The sequence below is a fragment of the Streptomyces sp. NPDC001530 genome (genome assembly GCF_042894545.1).
Classification (GTDB): domain Bacteria; phylum Actinomycetota; class Actinomycetes; order Streptomycetales; family Streptomycetaceae; genus Streptomyces.
This window is the reverse complement of the sequence record NZ_JBIAVS010000022.1, coordinates 98744-118619: the sequence shown is the minus strand read 5'-3', so window position 1 is coordinate 118619 and position 19876 is coordinate 98744. Positions and strand designations below refer to the sequence as shown.

Genomic DNA, 19876 nt, shown 5'->3' with positions numbered 1-19876 from the left:
GACGCCTGTGCTAGGGCGGCGGGAACGGGTGTGCGCGGGCGATCAGCAGGGCGACGTCGTCGTGGTCGTCGGGGTGCCGGAGGTCGCTGAGGAGTCGGTCGCAGGTTTCCTCCAAGGGGGAGTCGGGAGTGTCGAGGAGGTGGAGGAGGGCGTCGAGGCGTACGTCGATGGGGTCGTGGCGGGTTTCGACCAGTCCGTCGGTGTACAGGACCAGTTGGTCGCCGGGGTCGAAGCCGATGGTGGTGGTTTCGAAGGGGACGCCGCCGACTCCGAGCGGGGTGCCGGTGGGCAGGTCGAGCAGTCGGGGGCGCCGGCCGCGGCGGACGAGGACCGGGGGCAGGTGGCCGGCGTTGGCGATGTGGCACTCGGCGCGGAAGGGATCGTAGGCGGCATAGACGCAGGTGGCGATGTACTGCTCCAGCCTTGATGTGATCTTGTCGAGGTGCTGGAGGACTCGGGCCGGGTCGAGGTCGAGGTCGGCGAAGGCGGCGGTGGCAGTGCGCAGACGGCCCATGGTGGCGGCGGCGTCGATGCCACTGCCCATGACGTCGCCCACGACGAGTGCGGTCCTGTCGCCCTCCAGCGGGAGGACGTCGTACCAGTCGCCGCCGACCTCGTAGGCGGCCTGCGCAGGCAGGTAGCGGGAGGCGACCTGTAGGCCGGGGAGGTGTGGCGGGTGGTCGGGGAGGAGGCTGCGCTGCAGGGTCTCGGCGGCGTTGCGCACGTTCTGGTGCGAGCGGGCGTTGTCGATGCACACCGCGGCGCGGGAGGCGAGCTCGATGGCGATGGCGAGGTCGTCCTCGTCGAAGGGCCGCGGGTCGCGAGCGCGGGTCAGACCCAGGAAGCCGAGGACGGTGCCGCGTGCGGTGAGCGGGACGGCCATGTAGGAGTGCACTCCGGCACGGGCCAGCAGGGTGGCCGTGCGGTCGTCGCGGGCGATGCGGGCCAGATCGTTTCCGTCGGCATGGGGGATCAGGACGGCCTTGCCGGTGCGCACGCACTGGGTGGCCAGGTGGTCGGCGTCGTACGAGGCGATCCGGCCGGGCGGATCGGCCGCGTGGACGGCGTCGGTGGGGTAGGCGGCCTTCACGGCGAGGGCGCGGAAGTATGCGGGGCCGGTGCGGGTGGCGGGGCGGTGCTCGTCGAGGGCGGAGTCGAGGACGTCGACGGCGACTACATCGGCGAATGCGGGAACGGTGACCTCGGCCAGCTCCCTGGCTGTCTGCTCGACCTCCAGGGTGGTGCCGATGCGCGCGGAGCCGTCGGCGATCAGGGCCAGGCGCCGCCGTGTCTCGGTGGCCTCCAGGGCCGACTGGTAGCGCTCGGTGACGTCCAGGGCCAGTTCGGCCACGCCCAGCACGCGGCCATGGGCGTCCTCCAGCCGGAACACCGAGATCGACCAGGCGTGCTTGTGTCCTGGGTCGGCCGGGGTGCGGCCGACGATGGGGGACTGGTCGACCAGCGGGGCCCCGGACTTGAGGACCTGTTGCATCCAGGCCTCGGCTTCCTCGAACCGCGGGTCGCTCATGATCTCGCGGTAGTGGCGGCCGAGGTGCTCAGTGGCAGATATGCCGTGCATCCGCTCCAGCGCGGGGTTGACAGCCACGTACCGCAGGTCGGTGTCAAAGATCGCCACCCCGATGGGGGACTGGGAGATCAGCCGGGTGGACAGGGCGACGTCCCGCTCAACCTCGCGCAGCGTGGGGGAGTCGGTGCCCAGTCCTAGGGCGTAGAAGTCGCCGCGGTCGTTCAGCAACCGCATGTTCCGCAGCTCCACCAGGCGCGTGCTGCCGTCCTTGCACCGGATGGGGAACGTGCCGGCCCAGCTCCGGCCCGTCTCCATGACCTCGACGAACGTCTTGATCACCCAGTCCCAGTGCTCTTCATGGACGAGCAGCTGTGCCGAGTACTGCCCGAGCGCCTCCTCGGCGGTGTAGCCGTACAACTCCTCGGCCTGCGGACTCCACAGGACGATCCGTCCCTCGGCGTCCAGCAGCACCGCCGCCACACCGAGGAGGTCCATCAGCCCGCTCGGCTGCGACGGCCCGCTCTCCGCCCCGCCGATGTTCGCGGGAGGCCGCTCGGCTTCACTCATGGCAGGCACTCCTTCCGCCGACCGACGCCTCGTGGGCCATCCGTCGCCCTGGCTGGAGCGGGGGCCTGTCCGTGTCTGCAGGCGCTTCGGCTTCCATGTTCCCCCCGGACCACCGGACAACGCACCCCCGCCCCACCTGGCACGCCCCGGACATCCGTCGGCGCGAGCGAGGGGATCGAAGGACGGACTGAGGGACCTCGGTACGACATCGGCCTCACCGGCCGGTCGCATGCTGGTCAGCCCGTCTCGCGTTTCGGTCGACCGGCCGGTGCCGGTTGCACACTGGAAGCAGAAGGCCATGCGTCCCCGAACGTGGAGGTGAGCCATGAGTACCCTCGAAGAACACGTCGACGTTGGTGTTCCGATCGACAAGGCCTGGGACAGCCTGCACCGAGTGGAGAACTACCCGCGCTTCGTGGAAGGAGTGCGCGACGCCCGTACGGAGGCGGGGGGCCGAGCACATCTGGACGTCGAGGTCGGCGGCCGTGCCCGGGATGTGGAGGCTGAGGTCTCCGACCGCAGAGGAGAACGCGTGATGGAGTGGCACACCACAGGCGCTCCGGAGCTGACGGGTTCCTTCTCGCTGCAGCCGATCGACCAGAACCACACCCGGGTTCAGGCACGGCTCGAGTACGACCCCGACACCGTCAGGGAGTCCTTCGGCGGGCCGAGGGGCTTCGCCCAGGCGAACGCGGTCGAACGGCTCGTCCGCAGCGATCTGGAGCATTTCAAGGAGTACGTGGAACAACGGCCGTGAGCGGCAGGAAACCGCTGCGAAGCCCTCGAGACCGGTAGGCGCTGCGGAACCGCGGGGCGGGCCCCGCAAGGAGTCGGACGCATTCCAGGACGGTGGGCCATCCGTGATGACAAGCGCGGCGTGCTCCACGCCTTCTTCGCCTTGTCCGCCTCTTCGAAGCCCTGCAAAGCGACCTGGTAGCCATCGAAGGCGCGGGCGGCGCCGGCGTAGGCCTCGATCTGGACGAACGCCTCGCCGATCTCTTCCGGGCTAACCCCGTTGGTGAGTGCGATGCAGGGCTGCCCGCGCAGCGGTTCCAGGGTGCCCAGGGTCGCGGCGATCGTCACGGACTCAAGGGCGCGGGTGCGCGTGTCGAGGACTTCGCCCATCCGGGTAGCCGGACGGCCCGGAGGTTGGACCGGTCGCGCGGAAAAGGACCTTCCACGGCAGGCACCTCGCCGCGCGGTCGACCCAACTGCTTGGTTGCACCGCTCCCGTCGGTTGCGCGTGCGCTGGAAGGGCTCTCCAGGGCCCGGAGAACGCGTGATCCAGTAGCGAACATTCCGGAGGCATTCGCCACGGTCCGCCACCCCTTCCGGGCAATGGAAATATCTACGAGCATGAGCGTGCCGGGTCCGGCCGCCCCGGCAGTGAGGGGAAAGTGCGCCCCGCTGCGCGGGCCAACAGATCCCGGAGGCACACCATGCGAACCATCACGCGGCAGGCCATGGATTGGCTCGCCGGCGCCGCGACCGACCCGAGGGACTGCAAACGGCAGTGGCAAGGCGAGACCGGGGCAGCGGTGCTGGCCTGCGGGCAGTTCTGGGACGTGCTGAGTGTGCCCGAGAACCTGGGGATGCCGACCCTCGATGCCCTGCTCCGCATTCCCCAAGCGCCCGGTCCCGCGCTTGCGGACACCGCGTCCCGCCGGGTGGCCTTCTTCCTGCCGCCGGACTCCGCGGGCCGCTGGATCGGCTCGGGCATCCGCTATGCGGGCAAAGGCGCGTGGATCGCGGTGCCCGCACCGCATCGGGCCGCAGGACGCCTGCGCTGGCTGGTCCCGCCCGACGGCACGGGTGCGCTGTTCGTTCCCGCCGCCGTGGAACTGGCCCTTCAGCTGGCGCTCGGAAGGCTCGCCGCGCAGGCCGGCGCGACACGGCGGTGCCCGACGTGCACGGCGCCGACCGAGGGCCCCCGCATGCGGAGTGGCGGCCGGCCGGGCTGACATCAGCGCACCCGCCGCCGCGACGCCGTGGCAGACGACCGCGTACACCACCATGGGCGTCCTCAGACTGTGGTCAGCAGCTCGGCCTGGCACCCGAGAGGGGATGCGGTGACGCGTTCCCACCGGCCCGGGCACGGCACGGTGGCCGCGCGCTGGCACCGTCCGGTCATTGCGGGGCTGAGGGAGGTCAGGATGGTCCACTGCGCGTCCCGCGCCCCCGGAAGCATCCGGCCGCTGGCCTGCCACTCCCTGACGAGAGCGGCGTAGATGGGTGGATCCCCTTGGGACATCCTGGTGACATCGCGGTACGGCGTCTGTTGCTCGTTGTCCTCCAAGAGCAGACGCCCGGTGGTGATGGTGCAATCCATGCTCCTGCAACGCGCCCGCGTACGCGGGTGGTACGCCCTCGTCCTGGCATGGCCCCATCGGATGAGGCCGCGTCCCTCGTTCGGGGCCATGGGTTTATCGGACAACATCATTGGCGCCCATGGGGGAGGAAACCTTGTGGTCGTCCGAGCTGCCTATCGACCGGTTCCAGCGCATATCGTGGTGACATGGGCAGGCGTCCTCCGGTGGTGGTGCTGCCCCCCTCGTCGGACGGCGGGCGGCGGGTGACGATCCATGGTGAGCGCATGGGCGTCGCCTACAGCCTCTTCGACGTGTTGGAGTTCCTGCACCAGGCGGGCCTGCCCGCCGAGGACCGTGCCGTTGATGACCCCGAGCTGATCGAGTGGCGCGGCGGCGGACCGTACGACTGGAACCACAACACCGCGTAGCAGTCGGCATCACTCCGGGTGAGGCAGTTACTGGCAGGTGGCCGGTGGTGCGTCACCGCGGTCGATTCCACTCACGGTCGCCAGAGTCAGCCATCAATCGTGGCGTGGGTGTACGCCGTGAGGAGCAGCGCGATGTCGTCCGTGCGGTTCGCCGAGTGGCGGGCGTCCCGTAGGAGGGTGTCGGCGAGGTCGTCCAGGGAGTCGGTACCGGCGTGGGCGAGTTGGCTGCGCAGCCGGTCGATGTTGACGGCGATGTCCCCGTCGCGGGTTTCGATCAGTCCGTCGGTGTAGAGGGCGAGGATGCAGCCGGGCGACAGGTTCAGCTCGGATTGCGGGTACTCGGCGGTGCGCTCGATGCCTAGGAGCGGGCCGCCCGGCAGCTCCAGGACCTCGGTAGTCCCGTCGGGCCGGCGCAGCAGGGGCGGGCAGTGGCCGGCGCGGACCACGTGCGCGACGGCTGTGGTGGGGTCGAGCAGGATGTAGCAGCAGCTGACGAGCTGGCCGGGGCCGAGGTCGAACAGCAGTCGGTTCGTGCCGGCGATCACCTCGCTGGGCCTGTGACCTGCGGTGGCGAAGGCCCGTACCGCGCTGCGCAGCTGGCCCATGGTGCTGGCGGCGGCGACGTTGTGGCCTTCGACGTCGCCGACGACGAGGGCGATGCCGTGGTCGGTGGGGATCGCGTCGTACCAGTCGCCGCCGATCTCCATCCAGGCGGTGGCGGGCAAGTAGCGGCCGGTGACTTCTATGCCCGGCATGGTGGGCAGTTGGTGCGGGAGCAGCGCGTTCTGCAGGCCTCGGGCGAGGGCGGACTCGGCGTCGTAGAGCCGGGCGCGTTCGAGTGCCTGGGCGATCAGGCCGCTCAGCGCGGTCAGCAGGTTGCGTTCCTCGCCGGGGAAGGTGTGTACATCGTCGAAGCCGAGGATGCAGGCTCCCACGGGGCGGCTGGAGGCGATCAACGGCAGCAGTACCAGCGTTTTGGAGGCGGCCTCGAGTTCGGGATAGGCCCGTGAGAGTTCTTCGGGTGTCTCGATGAACAGCGGAGCGCCGGAGGCCAATGCCCCGGTCACGGGCCCCCAGGTGTGCTGGAGCGGTGTGCCCTCGAACCGGTCCAGGAAGCTGTCGTGGTAGCCGCGCTGCGCCAGCAGACGCAACTGGCGCTCCCGCACCACGTAGATCGCTACGCGGTGTCCGCCGAAGGCGGGCAACAGCTGGTCGGCGACGACATCGCACACTTCGCGCGCCGTGACCGCCTCGGTCAGCGCGCTGGTCATCTCCAGGACCCGATAAAGCGCGCTGGGGCGTGTCGGCGTGGGCGTCGCGGCGCCCGGGGCGGGCACTGATCCGTCCGGGGCTGCGGCTGCGGGCTCGCCTTCGGCCGGGACGGGTTGTGCGGCCGGGGCCACCCATCCGGTCAGGCCCTGCGCGTCCGGGCGCAGGGAAAAGACCAGCCACTCATGCGGGCCCTGAGTGAGGAAGGAGACGGGTTGATGGGAGACCTGGGCGGCCCGGAAGCAGTCCTCGAAGGCGGGATCGGCCAGGCACGGCAGGACCTCCCAGGGGCGTCGGCCCACCAGCTCGCCCCGGCGCACGTGCACCAGCCGCATCAGTCGGTGGTTGGCGTAGCTGACCCGCCCCTCCCGGTCGAGCGCGAAGAAGCCGTCCGCCAACCGCTCCAGCGCCCCAACGGCGGCCATCCCCGTTCCCAGATCGAGCACCCCGCCCACCAGGTGGGAGCGCGCCTGCTCGCCGCCGTCGGTGGCGGGGACCCGGCCCCACAGCTCGATGGTGCGGTGCCCGCCACCCGCCTCCGGGATGCGCACGCACCGAGCCAGGATCCGGCCCTCCTTGACCGCGGTGCGGGCGGCGGCCCGGAATGCGGGACGGTCCGCCGGGTGCACCTGGGCCGCCAGCGTGGCCGCCTGCCCGTCGAACTCGTCCGGGGCCAGACCGAAGGCCGCACACACCGTGGCATCCGCGGCGAGAAGCCCGGTGCTCACGTCCCAGTCGAACAGGCCCACCCGCACCGCGGAGACGGCGGGGATCGGGATCTCCACCGGATCGCTCCCCAGATCGCCCCCGGTGTCGGTGCCGTGCGCGCGCAGCCGGGCCAGCGATGTGCCCAGGTGGTTGGCCGTGGTGCGCAGGTGCCGCCGCTGCGCCTTGGAGAGCCCTTGCCCCCCGGGCTGGGCTGCCCACACCACGGCCATGGCCCCGAAGGTCTCCTGTCCCGCCGCCACCGGTACGGAGGCCGAGCCGAACGGGTAGGGCATGGCCACGGCGAGCTGGGGGAACCGCCGTACGGTTTCCTCGGCGTCCGCCAGATGAACCGTCCGCCCGGTGCCGAACGCTTCCGCCACCGGAACTGGACTGCTCACCGAGATCCGCCGCCAACCGCCCATCAGCGACGGCGGCATGCCCGCCGCCGCGGCCAGGACCAGCGTGCTGCCATCGCCCGACACCAGGAAGACGCTCCCGGCATGCGCCTCGGTCACCTCGACCGCCTTGAGCAGCGCATCAACCAGTGCATCGTCACGTTCCGCCGCCCTCTCGGCGCTCGTCGTACCGAAGGGGTGCGCACCCAACTTGCTCTCGGTGGACGACATGCTGACCCCGATCACTGCACTTTTGGCGCGGCACGTATATCTGAGGCGCTCGTCCATTCTCGTACGGAATGGGGCGGGGTGAAACCCAGGGCGGACTTCCGCCCTCCGGCATGGTCTGCTCGTGGTGACGGAGGGGAGTGCGGCCCTTCCAGATCGATACCGGCGGGCGTGATGGTGCCCTGCCGCGACATCGATCGCCTGTCCGCCTTCGCGCCTGACCCTCAGGGAGTGTTCCGGGGCGGATGCAGTCGGCTGAAGCCCGGGTCACCGTAGTAAATGGGGTCCGCCATGCCGCGTACATGGGGTCCGCCATGCCGCCCGGACCTATCGCCGGGCGCCCGTTGGATCCGCTTGGCGCGCGGTCCGCGCCCTGCCTCCGCTTTGAGCGTCCGCAGGTCCAGACCCACCGACGGCGCAGGGGATGTCAGCGGTCGGCGATGTCCTCGCGGAGGCCGTCGGAGAATTCCCACCACGACAAGGGAAGCCAGTCGCCGTTGACGAAGGCGTCGACCGTCGCGCCTCGACCGCGGACAGTCACGGTCGTTCCTGGCGGGTAGGTGGTGCCGGAGAGCCCTGGTACAGGGACAAGCAGGGTTCCCAGTCGCTGTGCTGACACGTTTCGCCCACCCTCTCCATTTCTTTGTGCGGCGCCGACTAGTTATTCATCCGAGATTACCGGGTTGTCCTATTGGGCAGGTCGGAGAAACATGAGAGATAGGTCACGTGGAGAACGTGGGAGGGAGCGTGGCAACTAGACACGTGCATCGCCGAGCGGGAGGTGACAGCCATGAAGGCCGTCGTATACAAGGGGCCGTTCACCGTTGCGGTCGAAGAGGTTGAAAAGCCCAGCATCCAGCATCCGAACGATGTGATCGTACGGATCACCTCCACCGCGATATGCGGCTCCGATCTGCACATGTACGAGGGTCGCACCGCTGCCGAGCCGGGCATTGTGTTCGGCCACGAGAACATGGGAATCATCGAGGAACTCGGCCAGGGCGTCACCGCGCTCAAGGAGGGCGACCGCGTGGTCATGCCCTTCAATGTTGCCTGCGGGTTCTGCACCAACTGCGTCGAGGGCTTTACCGGATTCTGTCAGACCGTCAATCCCGGTTTCGCGGGCGGGGCTTACGGCTATGTCGCCATGGGGCCCTGGAAGGGCGGCCAGGCCGAATATCTGCGCGTTCCCTACGCCGACTTCAACTGCCTGAAGCTGCCGCCGGGAAACGAGCAGGAGAGCGATTTCATATTGCTCGCGGACATCTTCCCCACCGGCTACCACGGCTGTGAACTCGCCCAGGTCCGGCCTGGGGAGAGCGTCGCGGTGTACGGCGGAGGGCCCGTGGGCCTCATGGCCGCCTACTCGGCGCTGCTCCGCGGCGCGAAGAAGGTGTTCGTCGTCGACAGGGTCCCCGAGCGGCTGCAGAAGGCCGAGGAGATAGGCGCGGTTCCGATCAACTTCGCCGAGGGCGACCCGGTTGAGCAGATCAAGGAACAGACCGAGGGCGTCGGCACGGACAAGGGCGTTGACGCTGTCGGCTACCAGGCGATGGCGCACGGCACGGACCGCGAGGAACCGGCGACCGTCCTGAACTCGCTCGTCGGCACGGTCCGAGCCACCGGAGCGCTCGGCGTGCCCGGCCTCTATGTCCCGGCCGACCCCGGAGGCCCGGACGATCAGGCCAAACACGGCATGCTCTCCGTCGCGATCGGCAAGCTCTTCGAGAAGGGCCTGCGGATGGGTACGGGACAGTGCAACGTGAAGCGCTACAACCGGTACCTGCGAGACATGATCATCGAGGGTCGGGCGAAGCCCAGCTTCGTCGTCTCCCACGAACTGACCCTGGACCAGGCGCCGTCGGCCTACGACAAGTTCGACAAGCGGATCGAGGGCTACACGAAGGTGGTGCTGCACCCGTAGTCCTGTAGACCGGAACGGCCGGCTGCGTCGGGGTCGCTTCCCCGCCGCAGCCGGCAGCGTATGACTTCGCCTCCCGACGGAGCTGCCGTGTCTGCGGCTACCTGACCAGGGCACGCGGGCACCTGCCACTGCTCCGCGCGCCGGAAGGCCCTCCGCAGATTGGCTCTGACGCCAGCATGGTGGCCTGCGCTCGGCAAGACGCCCGTGATCGTCACAGGGGAGGGCATTTTTCACCCGTCGCCGACAGCCCCGTGGCGATGCACCAGAACGACATCGGCCGGGAACGCGTCACGCGTTCCCGGCCGTGCCCTCGCGGCGCGACGGTGGATCTCCGGACCCGATCAGAGTGTCCGGTCACTCACGAGGCGGATACGAGACTTATGCGTTGGGGTCGCAGACCTTGTTGGAGTTCACCGACTCGCAGGGGATGGTCGGCAGGGTCCAGCGGGCCCACTCGATCCGCTGGCGGTCGCTCCAGTAGGGCGTCTGCCCCTTCTTGATCTTGACCGCCTGGGCGTACTCGGCCTCCTGGTCCCCGTCGTGGTAGCTGAAGCCCTGATCCATGTAGACGCTGTACTTGCCCGGGGTGCTGCCCCAGCTCACCGTGTAGTCGGTGCAGTCCTTGATGGGGAAGCTCACCTCGACGCCGAAGCCCGGGACGCCCGTGGTCACCGTTGCGTTGAAGACGTCGTCGCACCTCGACTGGGTGGTGCGGGGCTGCTGGTCGATGTTGGAGAGGAACTTGGACTCGTGGCCAGGCTTGGCGTACGAGCCGAGGTACATGCCGACGACGGACCAGTCATCCCCCGGAACGTCCACCGGACGCCCGACCGCCCACCGCTTGTAGACCCAGACGTCATGGGTGGAGGTAGAACCCGCCTTGCACTTCTGCCAGTAGGCGTACATGTACCCGACACCGAGCATGGTCAGTTTCCACTGCCCGGTCGAGCTGGTCAGCGGGCAGTCGATCTCCCCCTGTACGGCGGCGGTGCCGGCGTCCGTACCAACGGAGGCCGCCGAAGCGGCCGAAGAGTCCGCGCCGAAGGCCTGCGGTACGTCCTCCACCTCGGCGCTGAACCGCCCGTCGTCCTGCTTGGTGACGGTCACCGACTTGATGTCGGTCTCCGTGGGCAGGGTGAGCAGGAGATCGTGGCCGAGGTCCACGACGTCGATGTCCGCGCGTGAGACGTCGTCGACGCCCTGCCTGCGGCTTTCCCGCAGGTAGGAGGTTCGCTCGCGTTCACGGGCCGGAGCCGCCGCGGAGGCGGTCCGAAGAGCCTTGGCGTCGGCTGCCCGGGACTTCGCCCGGGCCTGACGGAACTGGTCGGCCGAAATGGAAATGACGGTGTCGCCCTCGCTTGCGGCCGGAGCAGCGGACGCCTGTGCGGCGCCGGTCGTGACGGTCGCGGCGGTGACGAGTCCGGCAACCAGTAACGCTGTTCGTCTCCATGGTTGTTGATGCATGATGCTCGCTCCTTCGGATGGGCATGCCGTTCCCGCGCGGTGCGCGGTCGTGGTGTGGTCTGAGCACTGCTTGCTTCGCCGCGGAGCGGGCAGTCGTCCGCTCCGCGGCCTCCCCCTGTGGTCACTCAGCAGCCGACCTTGATTCAGCGGTGCCGCTTCGCCGCGTCGTGGCGACGGTGGGGCCAGCCGTGGCACCACAGAGCCTGCTGACCGTCGCTGGACCGAGGCAACGCCAACCGGCTGTCCCGGACAGCCGCGGTCTGTCCGGGCTGGTCAGGGCCTTGTCCGGGTTACGTACCGGACAGCGGAGGCATGGCGGAATCCGCTGTTGTCCCGGTGTCATGGCCGCAGCAAGATGACGTTCGTGGGGAACCTGGGGGAGTTGTCGCCGTACGAAGCCCGAGACGCCGCCGGCTTTGTTGAGTCGATGCAGCGGCTCAAGGAGCGTTCGGGGCTGACGTATCGGGAATTGGAGGAGCGGGCCGCCCGAAGCGGTGACGTGCTGGCGCGCAGCACGCTGGCCGACATCCTGCGACGGACGAGTTTGCCGCGCCCCGACGTGCTGGCCGCGTTCGTCCGCGCGTGCGGGGACGGCCGGCGGGTCGGCGCCTGGCTGGACGCCAGGGACCGGATAGCCGCGGATACCGCGGCCGCGGCCCCCACGGCGCCCAACCCCGACCCCGACACCGAGGCCGGCGCCGAGGATCAACCACGGATCGAGCAATCCATGGGCTCGCGTCCACGCCGGACCAGGGGGCGCACGGTCGTGCTCGCGACCGGTCTCACGGTCTCGCTGCTCGCCTTGGTCATCTGGGCGTTGGCCTCCGGCAGCTCCGATGCTCCGGGCGCACCGGCCGCTGCGGCCACGACCCCCCGGATTCCCGCCGTCGGCTGGGTCACCATCCGCCCTGCCCGTACGCCCGACCTCTGTCTGACCGACGGACGCGACCGGGACGGCGCCTATGCCAGCGCCGTCGCCGTCCAACTCCCCTGCGCCCAGGCCACCGTGCCGCGCACCTACCTCGAACCGGCCGGCGAGGGCCTCTATCGGATCCAGTGGCATCATCCCCAGCACGGGAGAGGATGCCTGACGGTCATGAGCACCGGTCCGGTCAAGGGCATGCTCGAGCCACGGGACGACTGTGGCCAGGCCACCCTGTTCCGTGTGGAAGCCACCGCCGCCGACAGCGTCGAGGGTTTCCGGCTTCGCCCGGCCAACAGCAGCAGGTGCATCGGCATCGCCGACCGTGACACCACCGAGGAAGCCGAAGCGATCCAAGAGCGATGTACCGGCACGGCCGACCAGCGCTTCCTCATCCGGACGGGCTGACGGTCCTCACCACGGCCGACTGCAGGAACAGCCACTCCGCTGGATCCTCGCCCCAGGCGGACGAGGCTGGTGGCCTCCTCGAACGATGCGCCGTCCAGGAGCAGTTGGGCCGGGTGCACCCTGGTGTCCGGTAGCCGGAGGCGCGCCAGAGTCTCGACGCATTCCAGCGAAGGCGGCTCTCTCACGTGTCCTGCGGTTATGCGGCCCCGACCCGGGTGTACGTCACGTCGAAGTCCAGCATCCAGTGCTCGCCGTCTTCCGACCGTTCCCAGCCGCCCTTGATCGTGTCGCCCCTGTCGTTGAAGCTGGCGTTGAACCGCTGATGGAATCCGGGCGCGACCCGCCACTGCTTCCATGTGCCGCCGCTGACGCTCGTCCGGTAGACGCGCGCGACACCGCGACCATCGGCGTACAGGGTCGTGAAGTCTCCGGCGGTTTCGTCGTAGCCGGTCAGTGTGACGGTGGGGAACGGCGCGTTCGGGCCCCACTCGGCGGGAAGGGCCGACTCGGGGCCTACATCCGCGCGTTGGACGAGAAAGACTCCGCCCTCCAGCCAGGAAAACTCGGTCCGGACCGGTCCGACGCGATGGCCGGCGGCCCACATGTCCCACTCGCCCACGAGGACGTCCAACTGGCGCAGCGCGGTATGGGGTGTCGGTTGCCGCATCGGATTTTCCTCTCCTCGGCTGGACATTGCCTACCAGTGATGACTGGAGGCGATGGCCCGATTCATCGTTCATTCGACCGCTGCGAATGGATCGCTCGGTCGTGGGGAGGGAGCGGTCGGCGGGCCATGCCGTGGTGCCGCCGCTGTGTAGGGCTATGGCGCGGACGGGGCTCGCCGGGCGGTGAGCACGGGCTGGTAGTACCCGCTGGTGGCTGGGGTGTGCCAGGTGATGTCGGTGAAGCCGGCGTCGGCCACGAACTCTGTCGCCTGCTGGCGGGTCAGTGCCCAGTAGGTGGCCCGGCGGACTCGGACTGTCCAGGTGTTCGCCACGGGGATGAGCTGGAAGTGCTCCACGTCGTAGTGTTCGCCGTCCTCGTGCCAGTGCCACAGCTGAAAGGTGATCACCTTGCCGTCGCGGGTTTCCGAAACCTGGGGCGGTGTCGCGGTGGGTTTGGTCCGGCGGGCCTCGTCGTACGCCCGGACAGTGATCACCAGCAGCCCGCCGTCGCGGAGTACCCGTCGCATGTCGAGGAGTGCCGCCGTAACGTCTTGCGCGGACAGCAGGTGCGGGAGCGAGTTGTCGGCGCAGACGACGACGTCGAAGGCGGATGACGCAAACGGCAGCCGCCGCATGTCCGCGGCAGCCACCGGAAGGCCGGCGCCCCGGGCAGCCGCCTCGGCCACGGCCCGTGCTGCGGCGATGGGGCTCAGGTCGCTGCCGACGACCTTGTGCCCGGCCAGGGCCAGCCCGATCGCCTGGGTTCCGATCCCGCAGGAGCAGTCCAGGACTCGGTGCGGTCCCGCCCCCAAACGATGGTGGACAAGCTTGTCCAATACCTTCGCCTGGCGTGCCATGCTCGCATCCCAGTCAGGGAAGATCAGGTGGTAGTCGGGGGCGAGGTCGTCGTAAAAGTCCCTCGCCGAGAATGCGGCCATGTACCCCACGCTAGAGCGTGGTTGCCGGGCTGGGCGGTCGGACCGGGGGCGAGCGCATGGTTGGCCGCCCCCAGCCGGAGGGCGGGCGGTGGACGGCCTGGCCACCGACGAAATCACGGCCTGGCCACCGACGAAGTCAAGGTCCCGAAGTGACGCAACGCCATAGCGAGGCGACGGGCTGCCCACCGCCGCGGTCCCGGGCGCCGATCGCGCTGGATTTCCGGCTCGGGGACCAGAACCCGCCACGGCCTGTCGCCGCTCGCGGAAGGCGCACCCGGTGGCCGGCTGGCCCGCCGCTCGCGGAAGGCGGACCCGGTGCCCGGCTGGCCCGAGCACGTCAGTCGTCGCGTAGAGCACAACCTGAGCTGTGAGCCTGATCATTTGCCGGTGAGGCCGCGGCGCTCTGCTCAGACGACCGGCTCGCCGATGCCCAGCAGGTTCCCCTCGCTGTCGCGGAACCAGGCGCCGCGTTCACCTCGTGCGCCCTTGCTCGGGTAGTTCCCGTCGATCTCGGCGATCCCGTCCTTCGTACGCAGCCCAGGCACATCGACGTCTTCGAGCACCACGCCGCGCCGTCTGAGTTCCGACACGACCGTCTCGATGTCATCGACCGTCCACGCCATCTGCGTGAAGGTGCCGGGAGAGGCGCCCGTCGATTGGAACACCACGAACTCCACGCCTCCGCACCGATACAGCAGCCCGCCGGGCCGCTCATCGACGGGGTCCAGACCGAGCTGCTCGGAGTAGAAACGCCGCGCCCGGTCCAGGTCCTGGGCCGGCAGCCTGGTCGCCACGCTCGCCTGGGCCAGCATGTTCCTGTCGTCTGCGTTCATGGCTCTACTCTGCCGTGAGCAGCGGCTGGAGACGCGTAGGCAACAGGCGCGAGCCACGGCGGTGGCGTCACCGAAAAGTGGGTGCTGCGGAGCAGCCAAACCAGCGGATGGCCCTGAGAGCTCACAGGGAATCTCCACGCGACGGTGGTCCACTCACTGGGTGTCCTCCCCCCTCCACGCGGGGAGCTTGTCGGCGTTGACCACGAGCCACAGGTTGGTGATCAGGCCGTCGTGGACGTCCATGGCGAGGACGGCGATGGTGGTGCCGGCGATACGGACGGTCACGCCGGGGTGCTGTTGATGTCCTCCTCCCCGAGTGCCACCTCGGGTTCCTTACGCATGAGGCCAACGAAGAGGCGGGCCGCCTTGTCCCGGCCGACGACCGGTCGCGGGGCCGCCCGCACCTTGCCGCCGCCGTCGCTGCGCGACTCGACGTCGGGATCCAACGCGGCGACCAGCACGTCGAGGTCGCCGGTCTCGCACGCCTCGCGGAAGACGGAGACGACCTGCTGATGCTCCCCCCGCCGTGCGGCTGCCCGGCCGCTGGTGGGCGGACCGCAGGGCGAGCGCCGCGTCCATCTGAGTGACCCCGGATGCCCGCGCCGGGCCCCAGCACCAGCCGCTACGGCTGCGCGGCTCCTGCGGAGCGCAGTGGCGAAGTCCAGACGGGGACGGCGCTCGCCCAGGACTCGCGTGCAGATCTCGGCCTGAGCGGGGGCGCTCGCAGGGATCAGCTCAACTGGAGTCGCGGACGATCAGCCGGCACGGGACGGTGTGCACGCCCGGCGCAGGGTCGGAGTCGATGGCTTCCAGGAGCCGAAGGGCGGCGATCCGGCCGATCTCGGTGAGGTCCATGTCGATCGTTGTGAGCGGGGGACGGGAGGCCAGGGCCATGGTGTCCCAGTTGTCGTAGCCGACGATGGCGATGTCGCCGGGGACGCTCACCCCTCGCTCGCGGAGCGCGTCCGCCACGCCGCGGGCGATCTGGTCGTTGCCGCAGAAGAAGGCGTCCGTGTCCGGCGCGGTGCGTAGCACCGCATCGGCGGCGCGGCGCCCCCACGCCTCGCTCCACTCGCCGTAGTGGACCCGGGCGGTGGCGAGGGTCAGCGAGGCGTGCTCCAGGTGCTCGACCGCGTGCCGGGCGCGGTCCCGGGCGGCCGCGTGGTGTTCCGGGCCCGTGACGTGCGCGATCCGGGTGCGGCCGGTGGCCAGCAGGTGCTCCACCGCGAGTCTGGCGCCGCCCCGGTCGTCGGAGACCACGGAGGTGTCGGCCGGGTCGGTGGAGGGCGACAGCGCATAGACGATGGGGACGGCCTCGATGCCGGTCAGGGGCGGACGCGGATCCGTCCGGCGGCCGGTGACGATGATGCCGTCGACACGGCGGTCCATCAGGTTGCGCAGATGATGCTGCTCACGGATGGCGTCGCCGCGGGTGTCGCACAGCAGCACGGAGATCTTTCCGGCTCCCAGCGCGTCCTCGGCGCCGAGCAGCACGGGTGTGCTGAAGCGGCCGATGCCGTCGGTCGTCATCAGCCCGACCGTCCAGCTCCGGCCGGTATGCAGGCTCTGCGCATGCTGGTTGGGCCGGAACCCGAGTGCTTCCACGGCGTCGAGGACCCGCTGGCGGGTTTCGGGCCTCATCCGCCCGCCGCCGTTCAGCGCTTTCGACGCCGTGCCCACGCTGACGCCTGCCAGGGCGGCGACGTCGGCGAGCTTCGCCGGGCCTGCGGAGCGAGAACCTGGAGCAACGGTCACGAGCAAACCTTTTCCTTGAGGGTAGCGGCTCCCTCATCGTCGCAGTCACCCGGGGGTGAGTGCCAGCCGCCGAGCGACAGAAAAATATCGTGCCGCGACTCTTGACCCGCCCACTCCACTGCCCTGTACTTCTCGGCAGAGAAAACGGTTGCTCAAACGAGTTCCGATGAACGTGTCACGTCCGAGCACCGGGGGCCGCCGCGCCCTGCCCCGCATGCCGGTCCCGTCCCGCCACCACCTCCCGGAGAACCATGCCCCGCACCCGCTCCACCCTGCCCGCAAGGGGCCCGGTCCGCCTCGGCCCGGATGCCCGCGCCGCGCTGCGTCCCGCCACCGCCGACGTGCGCACCGGCTTCTGGCACGCCCGCCGGGAGGTCAACGCGCGCACGTCCATCCCACAGGGCCCCGGCCTGTTGGAGTCCGCGGGAAACCTGCACAACCTGCGCCTGGCGGCGGGTACGGCGCAGGGTGAATTCGAAGGTGCCTACCCGTTCGTGGACACCGACGTCTACAAGTGGCTGGAGGCCGCGTCCTGGCAGCTCGCTCAGGGCGGGGAGCAGGGCACCCCCGAGGAGCGTCAACTCGCCGCCGACGTCGACCGGATCGTCTCCTTGGTCGCCGGCGCCCAGCAGCCCGACGGCTACCTCAACACCTGGTTCCAGGTCCGCAAGGGCGGCGAGCGCTACAAGGACCTGCGCTGGGGCCACGAGTTGTACTGCGCGGGCCATCTGATCCAGGCGGCCGTGGCCCACCACCGGGCCACCGGTCGCGACGAACTCCTCGATGTGGCACGCCGTTTCGCCGATCACATCGACTCCGTTTTCGGCCTTCCCGGCAGCGGAAAGCCCATGGACGGCATCGACGGCCACCCTGAAGTCGAGACCGCACTGGTCGAGCTGTACCGGGAGACCGGCGAGCGCCGCTACGTGGATCTCGCCGGCTACTTCGTCGACCGCTACGGCCACGGTCTGCTCGGCGGAGAGGCCTACTGCCAGGACCGCGTGCCGCTGCGCGAGGCGACCAACGTCGAAGGACACGCCGTACGTCAGCTCTATCTGCTGGCCGGTGCGACGGACCTGGCCACGGAGACGGGCGACGCCGAACTGCGCGCCGCCGCCGAGCGGTTGTGGCAGGCGATGACCGCCACCAAGACCCACCTGACCGGCGGGCTCGGTGCCCACCACGATGAGGAAGACTTCGGCGACCCGTTCGAGCTGCCCAACGAACGTGCCTACTGCGAGACGTGCGCGGCCATCGCCTCGATCCACTGGAGCTGGCGCCTGGCCCTGCTCACCGGCGAGGCCCGCTACAGCGATCTGATCGAGCGCACCCTCTACAACGGCTTCCTCGCCGGTGTCTCCCTGGACGGCGAGAGCTGGCTGTACGTCAATCCGCTCCAGGTCCGCGACGGCCACACGGACACCGGCGGCGACCAGTCGGCCCGCCGCACCCGCTGGTTCCGCTGCGCCTGCTGCCCCCCGAACGTCATGCGGCTGCTGGCGGGCCTGGAGCACTACCTGTCCTCGACCGACGCGGGCGGGCAGGGCCTGCAGATCCACCAGTACGTCACCGGCCAGTACGCCGCCGATCTCGCCGACGGCGCCTCGGTCGCCGTACGCGCCGAGACCGACTACCCCTGGCATGGCACGATCGCTCTCACCGTCGAGGAGACCCCCGCCGATAGCCCTTGGACGCTCTCCCTCCGCATCCCGCAGTGGTGCCGCGAGTACCGCGTGCGGTGCGGCAGCCGGACGTACGACCAGACGGACGCCCCTCTCGCGGACGGCTGGCTGCGGCTGGAGCGGACCTGGGCGCCCGGTGACCGGGTTGTCCTGGAGCTCGGTCTCGAACCCCGGCTCACCGCGGCCGACCCTCGGGTGGACGCGGTCCGCGGCTGCGTGGCCATCGAGCGCGGGCCGCTCGTGTACTGCCTGGAGCAGGTGGACCACCCCGGGGGCGGGCTCGACGACATCGTCATCGACACCGCCCGCCCGCTGGCTGTGAAGCAGCGGCCGGATCTGCTCGGCGGCGTCACCACGGTGGTCGCCGCGGGCCGGCGCCGCCAGATCCCGGACATCGGCTGGTGGCCCTACCGGTCCGCCGAAGCCGCGCCCGAGCCCGCACCCTCGGGCGAGCCCGTCGAACTGACCGCGATCCCTTACTACGCCTGGGCCAACCGCCAGGACGGCAGCATGCGCGTCTGGCTGCCCACCTCCTGACGTACGCCCCCCGCTCGCCTCCTCCCGAACCCTCATGACCACACCTGACAACGAGGTCACCGCAATGAGAAGCACCCGCCGCACCCTCCTCGCCTGCCTCGCCGCCGTCGGCACCTTGGCCTCCGTCACCGCCTGCGGGGGCGGCGGTTCGGGCTCCTCCGACTCCTCCGCCAAGTCGGGGACGTACACGTTCTGGGATCCGTACCCGCAGTTCGACGACTCCTCGGACTGGGGCAAGCGCGTCGCCCAGTGCGGCACCGAGGCCGGCGTCAAGATCCAGCGCACCGGGTACGACACCACAGACCTGGGCAACAAGGCGCTGCTGGCGGCCCAGCAGGTCAATGCGCCCGACGTGATGCTGGTGGACAACCCGGTCGTCTCCACGCTGGTGGAGGCCGGAATCCTCAACAAGACCAGCGACCTCGGGCTGGACACGTCCGCGATCCAGAAGAACATCATCGGCGCGGGCACCCTCGACGGCGCCTCCTACGGTGTACCGATCGGCGCCAACACCCTCGCCCTCTACTACAACAAGAAGATCCTGACCGCCGCGCACGTCGACCCCGTCTCCATCAAGGACTGGGCGTCGCTGACGGCCGCCCTGAAGAAGGTCAAGTCGGCGGGAAAGAAGGGCATCACCTTCTCCGCGATCAACACGGAGGAGGGCAGCTTCCAGTTCCTGCCGTGGTTCTGGGGCGCGGGCGGCGACCTCACCAAGCTCAACTCCGCCAAGGGAGTTGCCGCGCTGACGCTGTGGAAGCAGTGGGTCGACGCGGGCTACGCGCCCAAGGACGTCCTGAACAACACCCAGACCACCAGCTGGCAGGAGTTCGCCACCGGCGACTACGCCTTCGGTGAGAACGGCACCTGGCAGCTGGGCAACGCGGAGAAGGCCGGATTCTCGTACGGGATCGTCAACATTCCCGGGCAGAACGGCGGTTCGGCGCCGGTGCCGACGGGCGGCGAGTTCGTCACCGTCCCGGTGCAGAAGGACACCGCCCGCTACGACGTCAGCAAGAAGATCGTCACCTGTCTGACCAGCTCCAAGAACCTGCTGGCCAGCGACACGGCCCTGACGTACGTCGCTCCCACCGCGACGGTGCAGACCGAGCAGGTCAAGGCGAACCCGAAGCTCAAGCCGTGGGTCGAGGCCGTGGCCGCCGCGCGTGGCCGGACCAGTGGCGGTCTGGGCACGAAGTACCCGACCATCTCGCAGCCGATGTGGACCGCAGTGCAGGGGGCCCTGTCCGGCGGCAAGAGCCCCAAGGACGCCCTCAACACGGCACAGACCGCGGCCGAGCAGGGCAAGGGCTGAC

General features: G+C 69.8%; 18 protein-coding genes and 1 pseudogene. 7 read left to right on the top strand and 12 right to left on the bottom strand.

Annotation, left to right across the window (positions count from 1 at the left end; translation table 11 throughout):
* Positions 1–10 precede the first annotated feature (10 nt).
* The gene (locus ACFY0T_RS37845) at positions 11–2095 is read right to left on the bottom strand and encodes a SpoIIE family protein phosphatase (protein ID WP_388881481.1); all 2085 of its coding nucleotides are present in this window, start codon (positions 2093–2095) and stop codon (positions 11–13) included.
* 325 nt (positions 2096–2420) lie between these two features.
* Here ACFY0T_RS37845 and ACFY0T_RS37840 point away from each other — a divergent pair, with 325 nt between their 5' ends.
* Complete coding sequence (locus ACFY0T_RS37840; RefSeq protein WP_388881478.1) at positions 2421–2852, top strand: SRPBCC family protein; 432 nt, start codon at positions 2421–2423, stop codon at positions 2850–2852.
* A 179-nt stretch (positions 2853–3031) separates the two neighbouring features.
* Here the strand turns inward: ACFY0T_RS37840 and ACFY0T_RS37835 are convergent.
* Positions 3032–3220 (bottom strand): annotated as a pseudogene (locus ACFY0T_RS37835) (carboxymuconolactone decarboxylase family protein); the annotation flags it as partial.
* Between the two features lie 314 nt (positions 3221–3534).
* Here ACFY0T_RS37835 and ACFY0T_RS37830 point away from each other — a divergent pair.
* Positions 3535–4056 (top strand): bifunctional DNA primase/polymerase, encoded by a 522-nt coding sequence (locus tag ACFY0T_RS37830; protein ID WP_388881475.1) that lies wholly within the window; start codon positions 3535–3537, stop codon positions 4054–4056.
* Positions 4057–4118: 62 nt separating this feature from the next.
* Here ACFY0T_RS37830 and ACFY0T_RS37825 read toward each other — a convergent pair whose 3' ends face one another.
* Positions 4119–4424: a hypothetical protein gene (locus ACFY0T_RS37825; RefSeq protein WP_388881472.1), complete on the bottom strand. Its 306-nt coding sequence runs from the start codon at positions 4422–4424 to the stop codon at positions 4119–4121.
* A gap of 186 nt (positions 4425–4610) precedes the next feature.
* Here ACFY0T_RS37825 and ACFY0T_RS37820 point away from each other — a divergent pair, with 186 nt between their 5' ends.
* Positions 4611–4832 (top strand): hypothetical protein, encoded by a 222-nt coding sequence (locus ACFY0T_RS37820; RefSeq protein WP_388881469.1) that lies wholly within the window; start codon positions 4611–4613, stop codon positions 4830–4832.
* 86 nt (positions 4833–4918) lie between these two features.
* On the opposite strand, the gene ACFY0T_RS37815 is transcribed toward ACFY0T_RS37820, so the two are convergent.
* Positions 4919–7435, bottom strand: coding sequence for a SpoIIE family protein phosphatase (locus ACFY0T_RS37815; protein WP_388881466.1), 2517 nt, complete (start codon positions 7433–7435; stop codon positions 4919–4921).
* A 424-nt stretch (positions 7436–7859) separates the two neighbouring features.
* Positions 7860–8051 carry a hypothetical protein gene (locus ACFY0T_RS37810; RefSeq protein ID WP_030190387.1) on the bottom strand — a complete coding sequence of 64 codons (192 nt, stop codon included), beginning with the start codon at positions 8049–8051 and terminating at the stop codon, positions 7860–7862.
* 171 nt (positions 8052–8222) lie between these two features.
* Here ACFY0T_RS37810 and ACFY0T_RS37805 point away from each other — a divergent pair, with 171 nt between their 5' ends.
* Positions 8223–9356 carry a glutathione-independent formaldehyde dehydrogenase gene (locus tag ACFY0T_RS37805; protein ID WP_388881463.1) on the top strand — a complete coding sequence of 378 codons (1134 nt, stop codon included), beginning with the start codon at positions 8223–8225 and terminating at the stop codon, positions 9354–9356.
* A gap of 378 nt (positions 9357–9734) precedes the next feature.
* Here the strand turns inward: ACFY0T_RS37805 and ACFY0T_RS37800 are convergent, their stop codons facing one another.
* Positions 9735–10820 carry a hypothetical protein gene (locus tag ACFY0T_RS37800; RefSeq protein ID WP_388881460.1) on the bottom strand — a complete coding sequence of 362 codons (1086 nt, stop codon included), beginning with the start codon at positions 10818–10820 and terminating at the stop codon, positions 9735–9737.
* Between the two features lie 355 nt (positions 10821–11175).
* Between ACFY0T_RS37800 and ACFY0T_RS37795 the strand changes: the two genes are divergently transcribed.
* Complete coding sequence (locus tag ACFY0T_RS37795; protein ID WP_388881457.1) at positions 11176–12150, top strand: XRE family transcriptional regulator; 975 nt, start codon at positions 11176–11178, stop codon at positions 12148–12150.
* A gap of 196 nt (positions 12151–12346) precedes the next feature.
* On the opposite strand, the gene ACFY0T_RS37790 is transcribed toward ACFY0T_RS37795, so the two are convergent.
* From ACFY0T_RS37790 to ACFY0T_RS37765, 6 genes are all read right to left on the bottom strand, one after another.
* Positions 12347–12817, bottom strand: coding sequence for a hypothetical protein (locus ACFY0T_RS37790; protein ID WP_388881454.1), 471 nt, complete (start codon positions 12815–12817; stop codon positions 12347–12349).
* 153 nt (positions 12818–12970) lie between these two features.
* A complete protein-coding gene (locus tag ACFY0T_RS37785; protein WP_388881451.1) occupies positions 12971–13753 on the bottom strand; it encodes a class I SAM-dependent methyltransferase in 783 nt (260 codons plus the stop codon).
* A 407-nt stretch (positions 13754–14160) separates the two neighbouring features.
* Positions 14161–14586, bottom strand: a complete 426-nt coding sequence (locus ACFY0T_RS37780) for a VOC family protein (protein WP_388881448.1) — start codon at positions 14584–14586, stop codon at positions 14161–14163.
* Between the two features lie 153 nt (positions 14587–14739).
* The gene (locus tag ACFY0T_RS37775) at positions 14740–14871 is read right to left on the bottom strand and encodes a hypothetical protein (protein WP_388881446.1); all 132 of its coding nucleotides are present in this window, start codon (positions 14869–14871) and stop codon (positions 14740–14742) included.
* Positions 14868–15047, bottom strand: coding sequence for a hypothetical protein (locus tag ACFY0T_RS37770; protein ID WP_388881442.1), 180 nt, complete (start codon positions 15045–15047; stop codon positions 14868–14870). Before ACFY0T_RS37770 ends, ACFY0T_RS37775 begins: the two co-directional genes overlap by 4 nt.
* A 274-nt stretch (positions 15048–15321) precedes the next feature.
* Complete coding sequence (locus ACFY0T_RS37765) at positions 15322–16341, bottom strand: LacI family DNA-binding transcriptional regulator (protein ID WP_388881439.1); 1020 nt, start codon at positions 16339–16341, stop codon at positions 15322–15324.
* Between the two features lie 251 nt (positions 16342–16592).
* On the opposite strand from ACFY0T_RS37765, the gene ACFY0T_RS37760 reads away from it, so the two are divergent.
* Both ACFY0T_RS37760 and ACFY0T_RS37755 read left to right on the top strand, forming a co-directional pair.
* Positions 16593–18560 carry a glycoside hydrolase family 127 protein gene (locus ACFY0T_RS37760; RefSeq protein ID WP_388881436.1) on the top strand — a complete coding sequence of 656 codons (1968 nt, stop codon included), beginning with the start codon at positions 16593–16595 and terminating at the stop codon, positions 18558–18560.
* A 64-nt stretch (positions 18561–18624) separates the two neighbouring features.
* Positions 18625–19875 (top strand): extracellular solute-binding protein, encoded by a 1251-nt coding sequence (locus ACFY0T_RS37755; RefSeq protein ID WP_388881433.1) that lies wholly within the window; start codon positions 18625–18627, stop codon positions 19873–19875.
* Position 19876: the final 1 nt, after the last annotated feature.